At 66.7% G+C, this 19,024-nt stretch carries 16 protein-coding genes; all 16 read right to left on the bottom strand.

What is annotated here, in order from left to right:
* Positions 1–27: 27 nt before the first annotated feature.
* The gene (gene ftsZ, locus ACFFF7_RS03105) at positions 28–1,674 is read right to left on the bottom strand and encodes a cell division protein FtsZ (protein ID WP_379479893.1); all 1,647 of its coding nucleotides are present in this window, start codon (positions 1,672–1,674) and stop codon (positions 28–30) included.
* A 122-nt stretch (positions 1,675–1,796) separates the two neighbouring features.
* On the bottom strand, positions 1,797–3,077 hold the full coding sequence (gene ftsA, locus ACFFF7_RS03110) for a cell division protein FtsA (protein WP_379479894.1): 1,281 nt from the start codon (positions 3,075–3,077) through the stop codon (positions 1,797–1,799).
* On the bottom strand, positions 3,077–4,063 hold the full coding sequence (locus ACFFF7_RS03115) for a cell division protein FtsQ/DivIB (RefSeq protein WP_379479895.1): 987 nt from the start codon (positions 4,061–4,063) through the stop codon (positions 3,077–3,079). Before ACFFF7_RS03115 ends, ftsA begins: the two co-directional genes overlap by 1 nt.
* On the bottom strand, positions 4,060–5,004 hold the full coding sequence (locus ACFFF7_RS03120; protein WP_379479896.1) for a D-alanine--D-alanine ligase: 945 nt from the start codon (positions 5,002–5,004) through the stop codon (positions 4,060–4,062). The genes ACFFF7_RS03115 and ACFFF7_RS03120 overlap by 4 nt, the downstream gene beginning before the upstream one ends.
* Entirely contained in the window at positions 5,001–5,897 is an 897-nt protein-coding gene (murB, locus tag ACFFF7_RS03125; protein ID WP_379479897.1) for a UDP-N-acetylmuramate dehydrogenase, read from the bottom strand. Before murB ends, ACFFF7_RS03120 begins: the two co-directional genes overlap by 4 nt.
* Positions 5,894–7,297, bottom strand: coding sequence for a UDP-N-acetylmuramate--L-alanine ligase (murC, locus tag ACFFF7_RS03130; protein ID WP_379480458.1), 1,404 nt, complete (start codon positions 7,295–7,297; stop codon positions 5,894–5,896). The genes murB and murC overlap by 4 nt, the downstream gene beginning before the upstream one ends.
* Positions 7,298–7,329: 32 nt before the next feature.
* Positions 7,330–8,493, bottom strand: coding sequence for an undecaprenyldiphospho-muramoylpentapeptide beta-N-acetylglucosaminyltransferase (gene murG, locus ACFFF7_RS03135; RefSeq protein WP_379479898.1), 1,164 nt, complete (start codon positions 8,491–8,493; stop codon positions 7,330–7,332).
* Entirely contained in the window at positions 8,490–9,728 is a 1,239-nt protein-coding gene (locus ACFFF7_RS03140; protein WP_379479899.1) for an FtsW/RodA/SpoVE family cell cycle protein, read from the bottom strand. Before ACFFF7_RS03140 ends, murG begins: the two co-directional genes overlap by 4 nt.
* Positions 9,728–11,089, bottom strand: coding sequence for a UDP-N-acetylmuramoyl-L-alanine--D-glutamate ligase (murD, locus tag ACFFF7_RS03145; protein WP_379479900.1), 1,362 nt, complete (start codon positions 11,087–11,089; stop codon positions 9,728–9,730). The genes ACFFF7_RS03140 and murD overlap by 1 nt, the downstream gene beginning before the upstream one ends.
* Entirely contained in the window at positions 11,086–12,156 is a 1,071-nt protein-coding gene (mraY, locus tag ACFFF7_RS03150; protein ID WP_379479901.1) for a phospho-N-acetylmuramoyl-pentapeptide-transferase, read from the bottom strand. Before mraY ends, murD begins: the two co-directional genes overlap by 4 nt.
* Positions 12,157–12,163: 7 nt before the next feature.
* Complete coding sequence (locus ACFFF7_RS03155) at positions 12,164–13,633, bottom strand: UDP-N-acetylmuramoyl-tripeptide--D-alanyl-D-alanine ligase (protein WP_379479902.1); 1,470 nt, start codon at positions 13,631–13,633, stop codon at positions 12,164–12,166.
* Complete coding sequence (locus ACFFF7_RS03160) at positions 13,630–15,081, bottom strand: UDP-N-acetylmuramoyl-L-alanyl-D-glutamate--2,6-diaminopimelate ligase (protein WP_379479903.1); 1,452 nt, start codon at positions 15,079–15,081, stop codon at positions 13,630–13,632. The genes ACFFF7_RS03155 and ACFFF7_RS03160 overlap by 4 nt, the downstream gene beginning before the upstream one ends.
* On the bottom strand, positions 15,078–16,805 hold the full coding sequence (locus ACFFF7_RS03165) for a peptidoglycan D,D-transpeptidase FtsI family protein (RefSeq protein WP_379479904.1): 1,728 nt from the start codon (positions 16,803–16,805) through the stop codon (positions 15,078–15,080). The genes ACFFF7_RS03160 and ACFFF7_RS03165 overlap by 4 nt, the downstream gene beginning before the upstream one ends.
* Positions 16,802–17,305, bottom strand: coding sequence for a hypothetical protein (locus ACFFF7_RS03170; protein ID WP_379479905.1), 504 nt, complete (start codon positions 17,303–17,305; stop codon positions 16,802–16,804). The genes ACFFF7_RS03165 and ACFFF7_RS03170 overlap by 4 nt, the downstream gene beginning before the upstream one ends.
* On the bottom strand, positions 17,302–18,252 hold the full coding sequence (gene rsmH / locus ACFFF7_RS03175) for a 16S rRNA (cytosine(1402)-N(4))-methyltransferase RsmH (RefSeq protein WP_379479906.1): 951 nt from the start codon (positions 18,250–18,252) through the stop codon (positions 17,302–17,304). The genes ACFFF7_RS03170 and rsmH overlap by 4 nt, the downstream gene beginning before the upstream one ends.
* On the bottom strand, positions 18,249–18,752 hold the full coding sequence (locus tag ACFFF7_RS03180; protein ID WP_379479907.1) for a division/cell wall cluster transcriptional repressor MraZ: 504 nt from the start codon (positions 18,750–18,752) through the stop codon (positions 18,249–18,251). The genes rsmH and ACFFF7_RS03180 overlap by 4 nt, the downstream gene beginning before the upstream one ends.
* Positions 18,753–19,024 lie beyond the last annotated feature (272 nt).

The raw sequence follows: 19,024 nt of genomic DNA on the forward strand, positions 1-19,024 counted from the left end.
GAAACGACCCGGCCCGGCAGGCGGACGTTACTGGTTGTTCTGGCGCCCAAGGAAGCGCGGAATGCTGAGCGAAGCGCCGCCGCCATCGTTGCCGTCGTCGCCGTCCTCGTCCTCGTCCTCGCTGGCCGTGCGGCCGCCGCGCGACAGGTTGGCCATGCGTTCGAACAATGTCGCCCCGGCTCCGCCGCGCCCGCCGCCCCTGGCGCCGCCTATGTCGCCACCGCCAGACGCCGGCGCAGCCGCGGGAGCAGGTTCGGCAGCGTCTGCGGCGGAAACCGCGCCAGGCTCAACCCCTTCGTCGCTGTCGCTGGCAATCAGGCCGCGGCGGCGTCCGGGCAGGGCACCGCCGAGCGGCCCGTCTTCTTCATGCAGGCGCGAGGCGTCGAGCAGCAGCTCGTCACCATCGCCGCTTTCGCCGTCGCCCGCCCCCGCACCGACAGCGTCGGAAGCGTCAAGGTCAAGCTCAAGCGGATCGTTTGCTTCGGTTTCAGCCGAAGCCGGAATGTCCCAGTCGTCGTCGGACGGGCTGGCCACGGCAGGCGATTCAACCGGCACGGGCGCTACGGCTGGCTCCGGCTCGGCCGCCGGGGCTGCGCTGCGCTCGAACAGCGGTTCGACCGCCGCAGCGGGCGCTGCCATGGCCGGGCGCACCGGCCCGCGCGAGGCGGTCAGGTTAAGCGGGCGCGATGCCTGCTCGGCCATTTCGGCGCTCTGCTCGATCCCGGTGGCAACCACCGAAACGCGGATCTTACCCTGCAGATCGGGGTTGAAAGCACTGCCCCAGATGATGTTGGCATTGGGATCGACCAGTTCGCGGATGTGGTTCGCGGCCTCGTCGACTTCGAGCAGCTTCATGTCGTCGCCGCCGATGATCGAGATGATCACGCCCTTGGCACCTTGCATCGAGACACCGTCGAGCAGCGGGTTGGCAATGGCCTTTTCCGCAGCTTCGAGCGCGCGGTTCTCGCCGCTGCCCTCGCCGGTACCCATCATCGCCTTGCCCATTTCGGCCATGACCGAACGGACGTCGGCAAAGTCGAGGTTGATCAGGCCCGGCATGACCATCAGGTCGGTGATCGAGCGGACGCCCTGCTGCAGCACTTCGTCGGCCAGCTGGAAGGCTTCCTTGAAAGTGGTTTCCGCCTTGGCGACCAGGAACAGGTTCTGGTTGGGAATGACGATCAGGGTATCGACGTGCTTCTGCAGTTCTTCGATCCCGGCTTCGGCGCTGCGCATGCGCCGGGTGCCTTCGAACAGGAACGGCTTGGTCACCACGCCCACGGTCAGCACGCCCTTTTCGCGCGCCGCCTTGGCCACGACCGGGGCTGCACCGGTGCCGGTGCCGCCGCCCATGCCCGCGGCGATGAAGCACATGTGCACCCCGTCGAGCGCGCGGTCGATCTCGGCCAGGGTTTCCTCGGCCGCGGCGCGCCCGACTTCGGGGCGCGATCCGGCGCCGAGGCCCTGGGTGATGTCCGGGCCGAGCTGGATGCGGTGTTCGGCCACGGCGTTGTTGAGCGCCTGGGCATCGGTATTGGCGACGATGAAATCGACCCCTTCGATGCCCGCGCCGATCATGTTGGCGATTGCGTTGCCGCCAGCCCCGCCAACCCCGATCACGGTGATCCGGGGACGCAGCTCTTCCACGGCCGGCGGTCCGATATTGATGCTCATGGCGCTCTCCAGTCAGGCACGCAAATACGCGAAAATCTATGACTTTGACTCTTGCACGATGCGAATCGGCGAATCAAAGCGAAATTAACCCTTGTCCACAGGCACCGCCGCAAAAGCGGTGCCTAGAAATACTCCTTCACCGCGCGCACCACGCGGTTGACCAGCCCGACCCCGGTGTAGCGGAACGTCTCCTGATGGCGCGGGCCGAGCGAACGGATGTCGATCGGGTCGGCCGCGGCATAGAGAACCAGCCCCGCAAGCGTGGAAAATCCGGGCGTGGCATGGGCTTCAGCCAGCCCCTTGATGTGCAGCGGCTTGCCGATGCGGACCGGCTTGCCCAGCGCCTGCTGGGCATAGTCGGCCAGCCCCGCTAGCTCTGCCCCCCCGCCGGTGACGACCACCAGCTGCCCGCGCTGACCGGTGAAACCCAAGCCTTTCAAGGCCTTGCCGACCTCTTCCATCCAGCGCCCGAGGTGCCCGGTGATGACCGAGACCAGTTCGGCTCGCGGAATGCGGTTCTTGTCGTCGGCGTGGCGGGCCAGCGGTCCGCTGCCTTCCTCGCCCGGGGCATTGACCGGGATCATCTCGCGGTGATCGGCCGGGCTGGCGATGGCCGAGCCGTGGACGCATTTCAGCCGTTCGGCCTGGAACCGGCGGATGCCGAAAGCGCTGGCGACTGCATCGGTGATATCGCCCGAACCCATCGGGATAGTCACCAGGCCAAGCAGCATCCCGGCGGCATAGACCGAGACGTTGGTCACTTCGGCGCCGAACTCGACCAGCGCGACACCAAGTTCGCGTTCTTCGGCGGTCAGGCAGGCATAGCCTGCGGCAATCGGCGATCCGATCACCGCTTCGACATCGAGGTGGGCATTCTGCACCGCTTCGGTGATGTTGCGCACCGGCGCGCCGTCGGCCAGCATGACGTGGATGTCGACGCCCAGCCGTTCGGCGTGAAGCCCCTTGGGATCGGACACGCCGTCAGCCCCGTCCAGCGTGTAGTGTGCCGGCTGGGCATGGAGCACCATCCGCCCGTCGGGCTGGATCACGTCGCGCGCGGCGATCAACAGGTGTTCGATATCCTCCTGCTCGATCCGCCGCCCGCCGATGTCGACCTCGACCTGGGCGACCTGGCTGGCCAGCCCTGCCCCCGAAGCACCGATCCACACGCTGGTCACCGCGGCATTCGCCAGTTTTTCCGCGCGCTCGACCGCGTCGCGCACGGCATAGGTCGCGGCGGCCATATCGGTGACATAGCCGCGCTTGATGCCCTGGGCGGCGCGGTGGAACGATCCGAGCACGACCATTTCGCCGGTCTCGGTCAGTCCGGCGACCATCGCAGAGATCCGGAACGAACCGATGTTGACCGCGCCAAAGACCTTGGCGATGCGGGGCTGCGCCATCAGTTCTTTTCCTCGTTTTTCTTGGTCGCCGGCGCAGCGCTGTCAGCGGGCTTCTTGGTTTCGGCGGCATCGGCGGTCTTGGTCGAGAGCGGCGGCTGCTCGATCGCATCGGTGCGATTGACCAGGCGGAAATAGATCCGATCGGGCGCGCGCATGTCGAAGGCCAGTGCCTTGCCGCCAAGCAGGCGGTTGACCCCGTCGAGCCGGGCAAACGTCATCAGTGCCTTGGCCGAACTTTCTTCGCCTTCAGGCAGGGCCAGGATCTGGCCGGTCTTGAAGGTCAGGTTCCAGCGGCGATTGCCGACCCATTCGGCCTCGGCAACCTGCGGCTTCATCGCCGGAGCGGCACCGAGCAGGGCGTTGAGCGCTTCGACCTGCTGCCCCGCGCCGGGACCGGCGATCACCAGCTTGCCCTTGGCCCGCGCTGCGGAAACGGCCTGCAATTCGTGTCCCGTGGCGTCGATCAGCACCAGCTTGTCGGGCTTGCGCAGCACCGCGGCAGGCTTGCGCTCGACAATGTCGATCGCCAGCGTATCGGGCAGCTGGCGCGATACGCGCGCGTCCTCAACCCACGACAGCGCCAGCAGCTTGCCCCGCAGCGCCTCGATATCGACCATCGGCATGGCGCGGTGATTGTCGGCCAAGGCAAGCTGATAGACCTTGAGCTCGTTGAGGTTCTTGGTGCCCGAGACATTGACCCGGCGCACTTCGAAGCCGGCATCGTGGCTGATCGCGGCCAGCTGCTGCTGGGCCATGGCCGGAACCCCGGCAAAGCTGGCCACCATCCACGCCAGCACGACCGCCCCGCCCAGGATCATCGCCAGGAAGATCCGGTGGAGCTGGCTTTCGCTGAACGGCACCCAGCTCATCACCGCGTCCATCGCCGATCCGGTCCGCGCCCGCGCCGCCTTGACCTGGCGCGCCTTGCCCTGGGCCGCGGCGGTCTTGCGCACGCTCTTGCCGCCGCGCTTGATCTTCTGGCTCATGCCGCGGCTCCCTTTGCGGCCAGCGCATCGGCGATGATCATCTCGACCAGCTCGCCATAGCTGATGCCGAGGTACCTGGCCTGTTCGGGCACCAGACTGAGTGGGGTCATCCCCGGTTGGGTATTGGTTTCCAGCACGAACAGCCCTTCCACCCCGCGCCCGTCGTCCCAGCGGAAATCGGTGCGGCTGCAGCCCTTGCAGCCAAGCAGCTGGTGGCAGCGCAGCGCCAGATCGAGGCAGGCCTGGGTGATTTCGTCGGGGATCTGCGCCGGGCAGACGTGCTCGGTCATCCCGTCGGTGTACTTGCTGTCGAAATCGTAGAACCCCGACTTGGGCTTGAGCTCGGTCACCAGCAGCGCCCGGTCGCCCAGCACGGCGGTGGTCAGCTCGCGCCCGCGGATATAGGGTTCGGCCAGCAGCCGGTCGAATTCCTGCCACGGCCCCTTGGCATCGCGGCTGATCGGGTTGCCGTAATTGCCTTCCCTGGTGACGATCGCCACCCCGACCGACGAGCCCTCGTTGACCGGCTTCAGCACATAGGGCCGTTCCAGCGGATCGCGTTCGTGGATTTCGGCAACCGGGACGATCCGCCCGCCGGGCATCGGAATCCCGTGGGGGACCAAAGCCTGCTTGGTCAGTTCCTTGTCGATCGCGATGACCGAAGTGACCAGGCCCGAATGGGTATAGGTCAGCCCCATCAGGTCCATCATGCCCTGCACCGTGCCGTCTTCGCCGGGCGAGCCATGGAGTGCGTTGAACACCACATCAGGTGCGGTTTCGGCGAGCTTCTGCGCCACGTCGCGACCCATGTCGATCCGCGTGACCCGGTGCCCGCGTTCTTCCAGCGCGGCGGCAACGCCCTCGCCGCTCATCAGCGAAACCGGCCGTTCGTTCGACCATCCGCCCATCAGGACCGCGATGTGGAGTTTGGGGAGAATCACTTTGCCTTGCCTACTCGCTGAATTTCCCATTCGAGCGTTACGCCCGACTTGTCTTTCACCCGCCGCCGCACTTCCTCGCCCAGAGCCTCGATGTCGGCGCTGGTCGCCTCGCCCAGATTGAGCAGGAAATTGCAGTGCTTTTCGCTGACCTGCGCCTCGCCCACGGTCAACCCGCGGCAACCCGCGTCATCGACCAGTTGCCAGGCCTTCTGGCCTTCGGGGTTCTTGAAGGTCGATCCGCCGGTCTTGGAACGTAGCGGCTGGCTCGCCTCGCGGCTGGCGGAAATGCGGTCCATTTCGGCCTGGATGGCCGCTGGATCGCCGGGCCGCCCCTTGAACCGCGCCGCAACGACGATTGCGCCCTCGGGCAATTCGGAATGACGGTAGGTGTAGTGCAGATCGGCAACCGGCAAGGTTAGCAGCGAACCGTCGCGCAGCACCACATCGCAATCGACCAGCACGTCCTTGACCTCACCGCCGTAAGCGCCGCCGTTCATCCGCACGAAACCGCCGACCGTGCCGGGGATCGAGCGGAGGAATTCCAGCCCGGCGATCCCGTTGTCGCGTGCGGTCGAAGAGACGAGGATGCCGGAGGCTCCTGCGCCGCAATCGAGCGTCAGATCGGCGTTTTTGGTCACCCTGGCAAAGGCCTTGCCCAGCCGCACCACCACGCCCGGCACGCCGCCATCGCGGACGATCAGGTTGGAGCCTAGACCCAGCGGCATGACCGGCACCGCGGAATCGAGGTCGCGCAGAAAGGCTTGCAGGTCAGCCAGGTACTTGGGTTCGAACAGCCACTCCGCCGAGCCGCCCGACTTGAACCAGACCAGCGGGGCCAGTGGGGCATTTTCGGTGAGCTTGCCGGCAACCTTGGGCAGCGTCTCGGCCATCATGCCGCCCTTGCCTTGGCAATCGCATCAGCGAGGCCAGCGGCCCATTTGGTGATGTCGCCCGCGCCGAGGCAGACCACCATGTCACCCGGCTGGACCACGTCGGCCAGGGCCTCGGCCAGTTCGTCCGGCCCTGCGATAGTCTGGGCCGAACGGTGTCCGCGGGCCTTCATGCCCTGGACCATCGCGGCGCTGTCGACGCCCTCGATCGGCACTTCGCCCGCGGCATAGACCGGGGCGGCATAGACCATGTCGGCGTCATTGAAGGCGGCGGAGAAATCGTCGAGGTGATCGCGCAGGCGGGTAAAGCGGTGCGGCTGGACCACGGCGATGACCCGGCCCGTCCCGACCCCTTCGCGCGCTGCAGCGAGCACCGCGCGGATTTCGACCGGGTGGTGGCCGTAATCGTCGATCACCGTCGCCCCGGCGACTTCACCGACCTTGGTGAAGCGGCGCTTGACCCCGGTGAACGTGGCAAAGCCGGTGCGGATCAGTTCGTCAGACACACCCATTTCGACCGCGACCGCGACGGCGGCAAGCGCGTTCTGGACGTTGTGGCGCCCGGGCATCGGCAGGTCGATCCCCTCGATCCGGCGGAATGAACCATCACGCTCACGGATCGCGACGTCGAAGCGGTTGCCGCCGGGGTAGGGGGTGACGTTCTCCCCGCGCACGTCGGCTTGGGCGGAATAGCCATAGGTCACCACGCGGCGGTCGCGGATCTTGGGGATGATCGCCTGGACTTCGGCATGGTCGATGCACAGCACCGCGCAGCCATAGAACGGGACGTTCTCGATGAACTCGACGAAGGCGTCCTTGATCGCGTCGAACGTGCCGTAATGCTCAAGGTGCTCGGGATCGATGTTGGTGACGATGGCAATGGTACCGTCGAGCCGCAGGAACGAGCCGTCGCTCTCGTCCGCCTCGACCACCATCCATTCACTCTCACCCAGGCGGGCGTTGGAGCCGTATGAATTGATGATCCCGCCGTTGATCACGGTCGGATCGACCCCGCCGGCATCGAGCAAGGCCGCGACCAGGCTGGTTGTGGTCGTCTTGCCGTGAGTTCCGGCCACCGCAACCGTGCGTTTGAGCCGCATCAGTTCGGCCAGCATTTCGGCGCGGCGGACCACGGGTATGCGGTGCTCCAGCGCGGCAGCGACTTCGGGGTTGTTGCGCTTGACCGCCGTCGAGGTGACCACAACCGCCGCATCGCCGAGGTTCTCGGCGGCATGGCCGATCGAAACCTTGATCCCGCGCTGGCGCAGCCCTTCGACGACATAGCCTTCGGCAATGTCGCTGCCCTGCACCGCATAGCCCAGGTTGTGCATCACCTCGGCAATGCCCGACATGCCGATCCCGCCGATCCCGACGAAGTGGATCGTGCCGATATCGGTGGGCATCCGCCCGCCGCCGGTCTGACGCAGCGCCTTCTTCACGCCACCTGCTCCTGGCCTTGTGCGGAAACGCTGCGCGCGACCTGGATCACGTCCATCAGCGGCGGCGAGCCAAAACTTTCGACCAGATCGGCCAGATCGCTCGCAGCATTGGGATAACCGCAGTTCCATGCCGCATGGGCCGCCGTCGCCAGCGTTTCGGGGTTCATCGCAATCGCCTGGATCTGCTTGGCGAGTTCCACGGGGGTGAACTTGTCCTGGCGGATCATCCGCGCCCCGCCCAACTGACACACCTCGGCCGTATTATAGGCCTGGTGATCATCGGTGGCGATCGGCAGCGGGACCAGGATCGCCGGGCGGCCGACCGCGGTCAGTTCGGCAATGGTAGAGGCACCGGCGCGGCCAATGAACAGGTGGGCATCGGCCAGGCGGCTGGCCATGTCCTCGAAATAGGTGCCGAGTTCGGCGGGAATGTCGTGGCTGGCATAGCGGCCGCGCACCGCCTCGATGTCTTCCGGGCGGCACTGCTGGGTGACCTGCAGGCGTCCGCGCAGCGACGGCGGCAGCATGGCCAGGCCATCGGGCACGACTTGCGACAGCACCCCGGCCCCCTGGCTTCCACCAGTCACCAGCACGCGGAGCAAGCCTTCCTCGGAAAAGGCCGGAAAGGGTCGGTCGCGCAAGGCCAGCACTTCGGTGCGCACCGGGTTGCCGACCAGGTGGACCTTGCCCGCATGCTTTGCGGCCAGGCGGTGGACATCGCGATACGATGTGGCGATCGCATCAACCCGCCCGGCCAGGAAACGGTTGACCCGGCCCAGCACCGCGTTCTGTTCGTGGATCACGCTGGGTACCTTGGCCGACGTCGCCGCCCACAGCGCCGGCAGCGCGGGATAGCCGCCAAATCCGATCACTGCCGAGGGCTGGAAACTGTCGAACAGACGCAATGCCATGCGCCGCCCTTCCAGAATTGCCGAGATCCCAGCAGGCCATTGCAGCGGATTCTTTCCGATGCGGCCCGCAGGAAGGACATGACTGACCAGCGAGGCCGGACGCCCCGGGAGCTTGGCACCGCGATCGTCGGTGATCAACGCGACGTGATGCCCGCGCTGTTCCAGCTCTGCCGCCAGCGCAAAGGCAGGGATCAGGTGACCGCCGGTGCCGCCGGCGGCCAGAACATAGTGACGGCTGACACCGCTCATCTGCGTGCTCCGGGTTTCTGCATTCCGATCTGGCGCAGGCTGAAGCCCTCGCGCTTGAGGAACGGATTACGCCGGGTGATCGCAATGAGAAAGCCCACGCCCAGACAAAGTGCGATGGTTGACGAACCGCCATAGGAAATCAGCGGCAGGGTCATGCCTTTCGACGGAAACAGCTGCAGGTTGACCAGGATGTTGATGAAGGCCTGCCCCCCCAGCTGCGCGGTCAGCCCCGCGGCGGCCAGTGTGGTGAACAGGTCTTCCTCTTCCAGCAGCCGCAGCATCACCCGCAGCACCAGCGCCAGATAGAGGATCACGATCACCGCGCAGGCCAGCAGGCCGAATTCCTCTCCGATGACTGAGAAGATGTAGTCGGTATGGGCTTCGGGCAGGCCCATTTTCTTGGTGCCCAGCCACAGCCCCGCACCGGTCCAGCCGCCCGACAGCAGGGTGCGCTGGGCCAGGTCAACCTGGTCGAACGCCGTGCCGCCGCCCAGGAAGGCGTCGATGCGGTGGCGGCCGTTTTCGTAAAAGGTATAGGCCAGTACCACCGCGGCCATGCCCCCGCCGATGGCCATCATGATGCGCTTCACCGGGATGCCGCACATCAGGATCATCACGAACCACACCCCTGCAAACAGCACGGTCGATCCGAAATCGGGCTGCATCATCAGGAACATGGCGATCACACCCATGATCCCGGTCGAGATCGCGATCACCGGTATTTTGGGATCGCGCGCGCGCCAGCTGAGGATCCAGGCGAGGCCGATGGCGAAGCACGGCTTGAGCGCTTCGGAAGGTTGCAGCGAGAAGCCCAGGTTGATCCAGCGCCGCGCACCATTGACAGAAAAGCCGATCACCGGAACCAGCATCAGCGCGACGAGCATCGCTGCGCCCAGCAGGATCCCGGCCTGTCGCGCCCGCTCACGCGGAAACATCGAGGCGCCGAACATCGCGATCAGCCCCAGCACCTGCCAGCGCAGGTGGATATAGAAGAAGTGCAGATCGTCGAGCCGGACCTTGGCGGTCGACAAGCGCCGCGCCGAAGCCGGCGACGAAGCGGCGACGGCAACCGCTCCGATCGTCATCAGCGAAAGCACCAGGAACAGCAAGACCCGGTCGATCTCGCGCCACCAGATCGCCAGTTCGCTGCGCCGGGTGCGCCGCTGCCGCGCGCCCTGCGCGGCTTCGGGCGCTATCCGTCCGGCACTGGGAATGAAGGGCGGGTTCGACGCCATCAGCTTTTCACTCCGGGGGGGCAGGCCGCAGCCAGTGCCGCGCGGTCATCCTCTATCAAGGCCAGGACGATCTGGCGAAAGGCATCGCCGCGCGCTTCGTAGTCGCGGAACTGGTCGAAGCTGGCACAGGCGGGCGACAGCAGCACGACATCGCCGGGCTGCGCAGCGGCGCGCGCCTGCTGGATCGCATCGCACATCATCTCGCTGCGATTGACCCTCATGTGCGGGGCAAGCAGTTCGGCATAGAGCGGCCCGGCATCGCCGATGGTATAGGCGGCCGCGACATTGCCGAACCACGGTGCGCATTCGTCCAGGCGGTCACCCTTGGGCAGCCCTCCGACGATCCAGTGAACGCGGCGTTCCGGCTGCGGCGGAAAGGCGGCCAGGGCCGGCGCGGTCGAGGCCGGGTTGGTCGCCTTGCTGTCGTTGATGTACATCACGCCGCCGTCCTCGGCGACGCGTTCCATCCGGTGCGGCAGCCCGCGGAAGCTGGCCAGCGCGGGCAGCCACTGCTTCTCGCTCAGCCCCAGTGCCTCGGCAATCGCCACGGCGACGGCGGCGTTCTGCAAGTTGTGCGGCCCCTGCAGCGATGGCCACTGCCCCTGCAGGGCGATCAGGTCCTTGCCATCGACAATCTGGACCTTGCCCGGGGCGCGCAACTGCGCCTCGCGCTGGGCCAGGGCGATGGTCTTGGGATCGCTCATCCCGAAAACCGCGACCTGATCGGGCCGCTGCATCGCGAACAGCCGGGCCTTCGACGCGGCATAGCCGGCAAAGCCGTCATAGCGATCGAGATGATCGGGCGTGATGTTGAGCAGGGCGGTGACTTCCGCCTCAAGGCTGTAAGTCAGGTCGATCTGGTAGCTCGACAGTTCCAGGACATAGACCCCGCCCGGATCGAGCGGGTTCTGGCCCAGCACCGGAAGCCCGATGTTGCCGCCCATCCGCACCGGCAAGGCGGCCGATTGTAGCAGGTGATGGACCAGCGCGGTGGTGGTCGACTTGCCGTTGGTGCCGGTGATCGCCACCACGCGGTGCGCTGGCAGCGCAGGGCGGGCCAGCGCGAACAGTTCGATATCGCCGATCACCGGAACGCCATAACGCGCCGCATGCGGCGCGATCGGATGGGTATTGAGCGGCACCCCTGGAGATACAACGACACCGGCGTAGCCGGTCAGGTCGATCGCCGCCGGATCGGCCAGATCGGCGCGGCCTTCCAGTGCGCGGCGCGGTTCCTCACGCGTGTCCCAGGCCGTGATCTGTGCGCCGCTGGCCAGAAGGCTTTCCGCCGCGGTCATCCCCGACCGGGCAAGCCCGAGAACGGCATAACGCTTGCCGGAAAAGATCGGCGAGGTGATCATCGGATCTTCAGCGTCGACAATCCGATCAGGGCCAGGACGATCGAGACGATCCAGAAACGGATTACCACGGTCGATTCCTTCCACCCAAGCTGCTCGAAGTGATGGTGGATCGGGGCCATGCGGAAAATCCGCCGCCCGGTGCGCTTGTACCAGAACACCTGGACGATCACCGACACCGCCTCCATCACGAAAAGCCCGCCGACGATCGCCAGCACGATCTCGTGATGCGCGGCAACCGCGATCGCCCCCAAGGCCCCGCCCAGGGCCAGGCTGCCGGTATCGCCCATGAACACCGCCGCAGGCGGCGCATTGAACCACAGGAAGGCAAGGCAGGCGCCCATGATCCCGGCGCAGAGGATTGCCAGCTCGCCAGCGCCGGGCACGTGCGGAATGCCCAGGTAGTGGGCAAAGTCGGCGCGGCCCGCCAGATAGGCGATGATCGCAAAGGTTCCGGCGGCGATCACCACCGGCATGGTGGCGAGGCCATCGAGCCCATCGGTCAGATTCACCGCGTTGCCCGCGCCAACCATTACCACCGCGGCGAACACGTAATAGAGCGGGCCCATCGGGATGTAGTGATAGCTGAGGAAGGGCACATAGAGGTTGGTATTGATCTGGCTGACGATCAGCCAGGCGGCAATCCCGGCCACACCGAACTCGGCAAGCAGCCGCATCCGGCTGGAAATCCCGGCGGTGCTGCGTTTCTTGACCTTGTCGTAATCGTCGAGGAACCCGATCAGCCCGAACCCGCCGGTCACCGCCAGGCAGGCCCAGACGAAGGGGTTGGTCAGGTCCATCCACAGCAGCATGGAAATGACCAGCGCGACCAGGATCATCAGCCCGCCCATGGTCGGCGTGCCGCGCTTGGCCAGGTGGCTTTGCGGTCCATCCTCGCGGATCGGCTGACCCTTGCCCTGGCGCAGGCGCAGCATGTTGATGAAACGCGGCCCGATCCACAGCCCGATGATCAGCGCGGTCATCAGCGCGGCACCGGCGCGGAACGTCTGATACCGAATGAGGTTCGCCAGCCCCTCGAAATGAAAATACATCGCGATCAGGTAAAGCATGCCTGATCTAACCTTCCTGCTTGGTCAGTGCGGCGACGACTGCGCCGAGCCCGACCGAATTCGATCCCTTGATGAGCAAGGCGTCACCGCCCTGCACCCCAATCTGCGTCAGCGCGTCAAGCGCCTGCCCCGCCGTGCCGCAATGCGCGAAGGCAATCACCTTGCCAAGCGCGGGGGGCACCGCTTTCCCCAGTTCGTCGGCCAGCGCCTGCATCTCGTCGCCAACCAGGATCAGCTGGTCGACCCCGGCGGCGGCGATCGGTTCGGCCAGCGCGGCGTGATAGGCCGGGCCGTGTTCGCCCAGTTCCTTCATCGCGCCCAGAACCGCAATCCGCCGCCGCGCGGGGGTAACGCCCAGCTGGGCCAGGGTCGCGCGCATCGAGGCGGGGTTGGCGTTGTAGCTTTCATCGATCAGCAGCGCGCTGCCCGACCCGTCGCCGCCAGGCGCGGCTATTGTGTGACGCTCACCGCGGCCCTTCAACCCCCGCATCTCGGCCAGGGCCAGCCCGGCTGCACCCATATCGCCGCCGGCAGCGCGCACCGCCGCGATGACTGCCAGCGAATTGAGGATCCAGTGTTCGCCGGGTTCGGCCACGGTGTAGCAGATCCGCCGGTCGCCCATATCTGCGGTGACCAGCGATCCGCCGCCTGGCGCCGGCACCGCATCAAGCAGCCGGACGTCGGCATGAACTGCCCGGCCGAAGGAAACGACGGCGCCCGCGTATTGTTCTGCCGTTTCCCTCAGCCGGGCATGATGGGGGCTGTCTGCCGGGATGATCGCGACCCCGCCGGGCTCCAGCCCCTCGAATATCTCCGCCTTGGCCCGGGCGATCGCATCCTCGCTGCCCAGGTTCTCGATATGTGCCGGGGCGATCGTGGTGATCACCGCGACGTGCGGGCGGACCAGCGCGGTCAGCGCGCGGATTTCGCCGGCGTGGTTCATGCCCATTTCGAACACGCCGAACTTGCTGCGCGCCGGCATCCGCGTAAGGCTGAGCGGCACGCCGACATGGTTGTTGTAGCTTTTGACCGAACGATGCGCGCGGCCCCGGCTCGAACGGTCGAGCGCGGCGAAGATCGCTTCCTTGACCCCAGTCTTTCCGACCGAGCCGGTGACCCCGATGATCCGCGCTTCGGCGCGGTTTCGTGACAGTTTCGCCAAGGCCTCAAGCGCGCTTGAGGTATCCTCGACCAGCACATGTGGGCCTTCGACCGGGCGTTCGACGATGGCCGCGGCCGCACCCTTGGCAAAGGCCTTGTCGACGAACAGGTGTCCATCCATCGCCTCGCCCTTCAGCGCGAAGAACAGGTCGCCCTCGGCCACGTCGCGGCTGTCGATGTCCGCACCGGCTGCCTGGAAATCGGTCGAAGGCGTGCCCCCGGTCGCCGCAGCGATCTCACCGGCGCTCCATAGCGCCAGGGCCGTGTCGTCGTCGGGCATGATCGGCCATTCAAGGATCCGGGCGAAGGCATTCATGCAGCACACTCCCTGGCGACGCTGACGTCGTCGAATGGCAGGACGCGGGTATCCGCGCCCGACCCGATGATTTGACCCTGTTCGTGGCCCTTGCCAGCGATCAGGACGATGTCCTGCGCCCCGGCTTCGGCAATCGCGGCGGCAATGGCGGCGCGGCGATCGCCCACGTCGCGCAGCTTGCCCGCGCCGCCTGCAAAGATCATGGCACGGATCGCGGCCGGATCTTCGCTGCGCGGGTTGTCGTCGGTGACTATGCCCAGATCGGCCTGCTCGGCAGCGATCCGGCCCATTTCCGGGCGCTTGCCCTGGTCGCGGTCGCCGCCGGCACCGAAGGCAACGATCAGGCGTCCTCTGCAGTGCGGGCGCAGCGCGGCAATGGCGGCTTCCAGCGCATCGGGCGTATGGGCGTAATCGACATAGATCGGCGCGCCCGAGCGGGCGATCGCGGCGCGCTCCAGCCGCCCGCGCACCGGCTGCAGCCGGGTCAGCGCGTCAAAGGTCTTGTCGGCGTCGCTGCCGGTGGCGATCACTAGTCCCGCCGCGACCAGCGCATTAGCGGCCTGATAGGCCCCGATCAGCGGCAGGGTAAGCTTGCGCGCCTGGCCCTGCCACTCAAGCTCGAGCACCTGGCCGAGCTGGGTCGGGGTGCGGGCGAGGAGGCGGATCGCCTCCCCGCCCATTCCCACGGTGAACGGACGCAGCCCCCCGCTGCGGGCCCGTTCGACGGCGCGGGACGACCATTCGTCATCGGCCCAGATGACTGCGGCTCCATCCTTTTCGACCACTTCGCCGAACAGCCGCATCTTGGCCGCGAAATAGTCTTCCATGTCCTTGTGGTAATCGAGGTGGTCGCGGCTGAGGTTGGTAAAGGCCCCGGCCTGCACCCGCAGCCCTTCGTTGCGGTACTGCGACAGCCCGTGGCTCGACGCTTCGTAGGCGACATGGGTCACCCCTTCGCGGGCCAGGCCGTGCATATTGGCCAGAAATGTGACGATGTCCGGCGTGGTCAACCCGGTCGAGACGCTCTCATCGCTCGTGGTCACCCCCAGCGTGCCGATCGAGGCCGAGCGTTCGCCCAGCATCCGCCAGATCTGCCGGACCATCTCGACAGTGCTGGTCTTGCCATTGGTCCCGGTCACCGCGACCAGCGTTGCGGGCACGGGCTGATAGAAGCCGGCGGCCAGTTGAGCGAAGGCGCGGCGCGGATTGGCATCGGCGATATGGATCGCGCCATCGACCTGCGCCTCGGCCCGGGCGACGACGGCAACCGCACCGGCGGCAATCGCGGCGGGGATGAAGTCCTCGCCGTTGACAGCGCTGCCCTGGAACGCGCCGAATACCGTGCCGGGGGCAACCTTGCGGTTATCGATGGCGAAGCCGGTGACTTGCGCTTCGGCCCCGCCCGGTAGCGCAATTCCGGCAGCCGCGGCGAGCGCCGAGAGCTTCATTCGCCGTCCCCGCTGCCCACCAGCGGGGCCAGGTCGGAAATGTCCACGTCGCGCGTGGCATCGGGCATGATGCCGAGCAGCGGCCCGATCCGCGGCACCACCCGGCCGACGATCGGCGCGGCGTTGAAGGCGGCGGTGCGCTGGCCCGAGGTGGCCGCCGTACCCTGCGGCTCGTCGAGCATGGCGATGATCACATAGCGCGGGCGGTCCATCGGGAAAGCCGCAGCGAAGGTCGCCACCAGCGAGGTCTTGCGATAGCCGCCTGCCCCGGGCTTTTCGGCCGATCCGGTCTTGCCGCCAACGCGGTAGCCAGGGGCATTGGCCTTGCGGCCGGTGCCGAGGTCGACGATCATGCGCAGCAGCTGGCGCATCCGCGCGCTGGTCGAAGCTTTCCATACCCGGCGGCCCGGATTGACGTGGGCCGGATCGACTTTCATCAGCGTTGCCGGGCGCCACACGCCGCCATTGACCATCGTTGCATAGGCGCTGGCCAGGTGCAGCGGGGTGACGGCAATGCCATGACCATAGGACACGGTCATCGTGGTGATGCGCGACCAGTTGCCGGCGGGCCAGATCGGAAAGCCCTTGGCCGGCAGTTCGATCCCGGGGCGCTGGTTCATGTCGAGCGCACGCATGGTCGCATTGAGGCGATCCGCGCCAAGCTGGTCGGCAACCTGCGCCGTGACGATATTTGAGGAATGGATCAGCGCTTCGGGAATGTTGAGCGACGCGCCGAAGCTGTGGCTGTCGTGGATCTGGAAGCCGCCGATCTGCAGCGGCCGGTTCGACTGGTAGCGGCGGCTGAGATCGGTAACGACCCCCGCGTCGATCGCCGCAGCGACCGTCAGCGGCTTGAAGGTGGAACCCAGTTCATAGACTTGGTTGGTTACCCGGTTGAAGATATTGGGGGTGCTGGCCTGGTCGATCAGGTTGGGATTGAACGAGGGCAGCGAGGCCAGCGCGACGACTTCCCCGGTATCAACGTCAAGCACGATTCCCGCCGCGCCCTTGGCAGCGGAATCGAGCATCCCGCGGTGCAGTTCGTCTTCCAGCGCGCCCTGGACGCGGGTGTCGATCGACAGCATGGCCGGCGTCCCCCGCGTGGCCGGATCGGTGAGATAGCGGTCGAACACCTGCTCCATGCCGATGTGGCCCTTGCCGTCGGCTCCGACGAAACCGAGCACGTGTGCGGCCATCGACCCCTGCGGATAGAACCGCTCCACCTCGCGCGGGAATTCCAGCGCCGGTTCGCCCAGCGCGTGGATCCGGTTGGCATCCTCGGGCAGGATGCGGCGGCGCAGATAGCCGGGTTTGCCGTCGGCCAGCCGCGCGGCCAGCTGATCGACGTTCATGTCGGGGAAGATCGCGACCAGCGCCTCTGCCACCTGGCGCGACCCGTGGACCAGCGGCGGACCGTCGCCGCCCAGCGCCGCCGGATTGTACCACAGTGCATAGGCGGGGAAGGCACGGGCCAGCGGCACGCCGTTGCGATCGACAATGTCGCCGCGCGCGGGGAGCAGCGCGGCCAGGCCATCGACACGCTTTGGCGCACTGTCAAACAGCCCAAGCCAGGCGATGCGAAACAATGCGATGATGGCGACCAGGGCAAAGGCCGCGACCACCCACAGCACCCGCCACTTGGCCATCAGCAGCGTGCGCTGCCGCACGTTGACGAGTTCGCCCCGGCCCGATGAAATTGCGGTCGAGACGGTGATCGCGGTCATTCGTGCGCGGCCTCCGGCTTTTCAACCGTGCTCAGCCGATCGCGCAGATTGGCGGCCGTCATCCTGGCCTTGGGAGCCGTCCTGGGCAATTCAGCGGCCATCGCCTTGCCGGTCAGCGGCGAAACCATTGCCGGAAAGGCGCTCTCTTCGGTCGCTTCGGCGGCGCTGGCAACGCGGATCGGGCTGGGTGCACCCGCGGCACGCGGCTTGCCCAGCGAGGCCAGCTGGCGCTCGCCTTCAAGATACTGCCCGGCTGTGGGGGCCTGATAGCCGAACTCAACCTGATTGAGCGAAGACAGCTGCTGCTGGTTGGCGCGCGTCTCGAACTCGGTTTCCAGGAACATCGTTTCCTGCTTGAGCGCGACGATCTTGCGCTCGGTCAGCCGCACCTGGCTTTTCACCGCGTTGACCTTGAAGGTCAGCGCCAGCGTAAAGGCCGCACAGGTCAACAGCACGGCAAGCCAGCCGACCTGGCGCAAGCGATCGCGAGTGAGGTTCATGCGGCCCTCCTTTCCCTGGCGGGAGCGGCAGTGCGGATTGCAGCGCGCAGCGTCGCCGACCGCGCGCGGGGATTGCGCGCCAGTTCGGCTTCGGACGGACGCACAGCCTTGGCGACGGGCGAATAGGTCGGCGCGGCAGCCGGGGCGGACTGCGGCAGATGGCGCGAGGCATTGGCCGCGGCGCCGCCGGCTTCGCGCAGGAACTGCTTGACGATGCGGTCTTCCAGGCTGTGGAAGCTGACCACGGCGAGCCGGCCGCCGGGACGGAGCAGCTGCTCGGCGGCGTCCAGCGCGGCGCGCAGCTCGTCCAGTTCGGCATTCACGTGGATGCGGATCGCCTGGAAGCTGCGGGTCGCGGGATCCTTGGGCGCGCCGGGACGGTGGCCCAGCGCCTTGCGCACCACATGGGCCAGCTGGCCGGTGGTTTCCAGCGGACGCGCCGCGACGATCGCGCGGGCGACGCGGCGCGACTGCCGCTCTTCGCCATAGTGGAACAGCACGTCGGCGATCTGCGCTTCGGGCGCGGTGTTGAGGAAATCGGCGGCGCTTTCGCCGTCCTGCGCCATGCGCATGTCAAGCGGGCCGTCGCTGGAAAAGGCAAAGCCGCGCGCGGCCTGGTCCAGCTGCATCGACGACACGCCGATATCCATCACCACCCCGTCGACCCGCGACACCCCGGCTTCGGTCAGGCTGGCGACCATCTCGGAAAAGCGCCGCGGGTGCAGCACCAGCCGCGGCGGGTCTTCCTGCGTTTCGGGCCAGGTCCGGGCGGCGGCGATGGCATCGGGATCGCGGTCAAAGGCGTGGACCGTGGCGCCCGCATCGATGATCCGGCGGGCATAGCCCCCGGCACCGAAGGTCGCATCGACGATCAGCGCGCCGGGCTCTGGGGCCAGCGCGGCGATGACCTCGTCAAGCAGTACCGGAATGTGCGGGGCGGGGCTCATCGCGCACCCTTTCCGTTGCGCGCCTTGGCCGCCAGATCGAGGCAGGCTTCCTGCGCGTCTTCCCAGCCTGCGCCCAGTTTGGCCAGCTCGTCCGGGTTCCAGATGGTGAACTGCAGCCCGCCGCCCTGGAAATAGATCGAGTCGGCGATCGCCCCCAGCTTGAAGAAGCGTTCGGGCAGCACGAAGCGCCCGCTGTCGTCGAAGGGAATCTGGGTAAAGCCGTAGAGCTGCGACGCGCGCAGTTCGCGATCGAAATCGGCCCCGCGTTCCAGCGCGATGCGCTCTTCGCGGTCAAGTTCGGCTTCGAACTGCGATGCCCGGCCCAGGCCAAAGCCGGTCAGGCACTTCCACCGCGGATGCTTGGTCAGGCACAGCACGCGCTCGCCCTTGCCGCTATCGCGCACGGCTTTGCGAAAGTCGGGGGGCAGCACGAACCGACCCTTTTCGCCGAGGAGCGAAAAGCCCTGACCGCTGTAACTGATCGGCCGTGCAGCCTCCACGTCGTCCCGCCCTTGTTCCGGGTTGCCCCGGTTCCCCAAAATAGCCCTCCCCCGCCTGGTCGCGCGTCCTTGCGGCCAGAACCGCTCCAACCGGAGCGCGGCGGTGAATTGTGCTGTCGATGAAGTGGTTCATTACCGGCGCTGCACCGGGGAAGAAAGGGAAAATTGCGGGATTTCACGGGATAACTTGGTAAGTAATTGATTTATAGCTCAATCAATCGAAACGTGTTGCGCCATGACAAGGCATGTTTTTGGTTTGTTCCATACGAAAA

It is taken from the genome of Novosphingobium aquiterrae (assembly GCF_042434435.1).
GTDB lineage: Bacteria > Pseudomonadota > Alphaproteobacteria > Sphingomonadales > Sphingomonadaceae > Novosphingobium > Novosphingobium aquiterrae.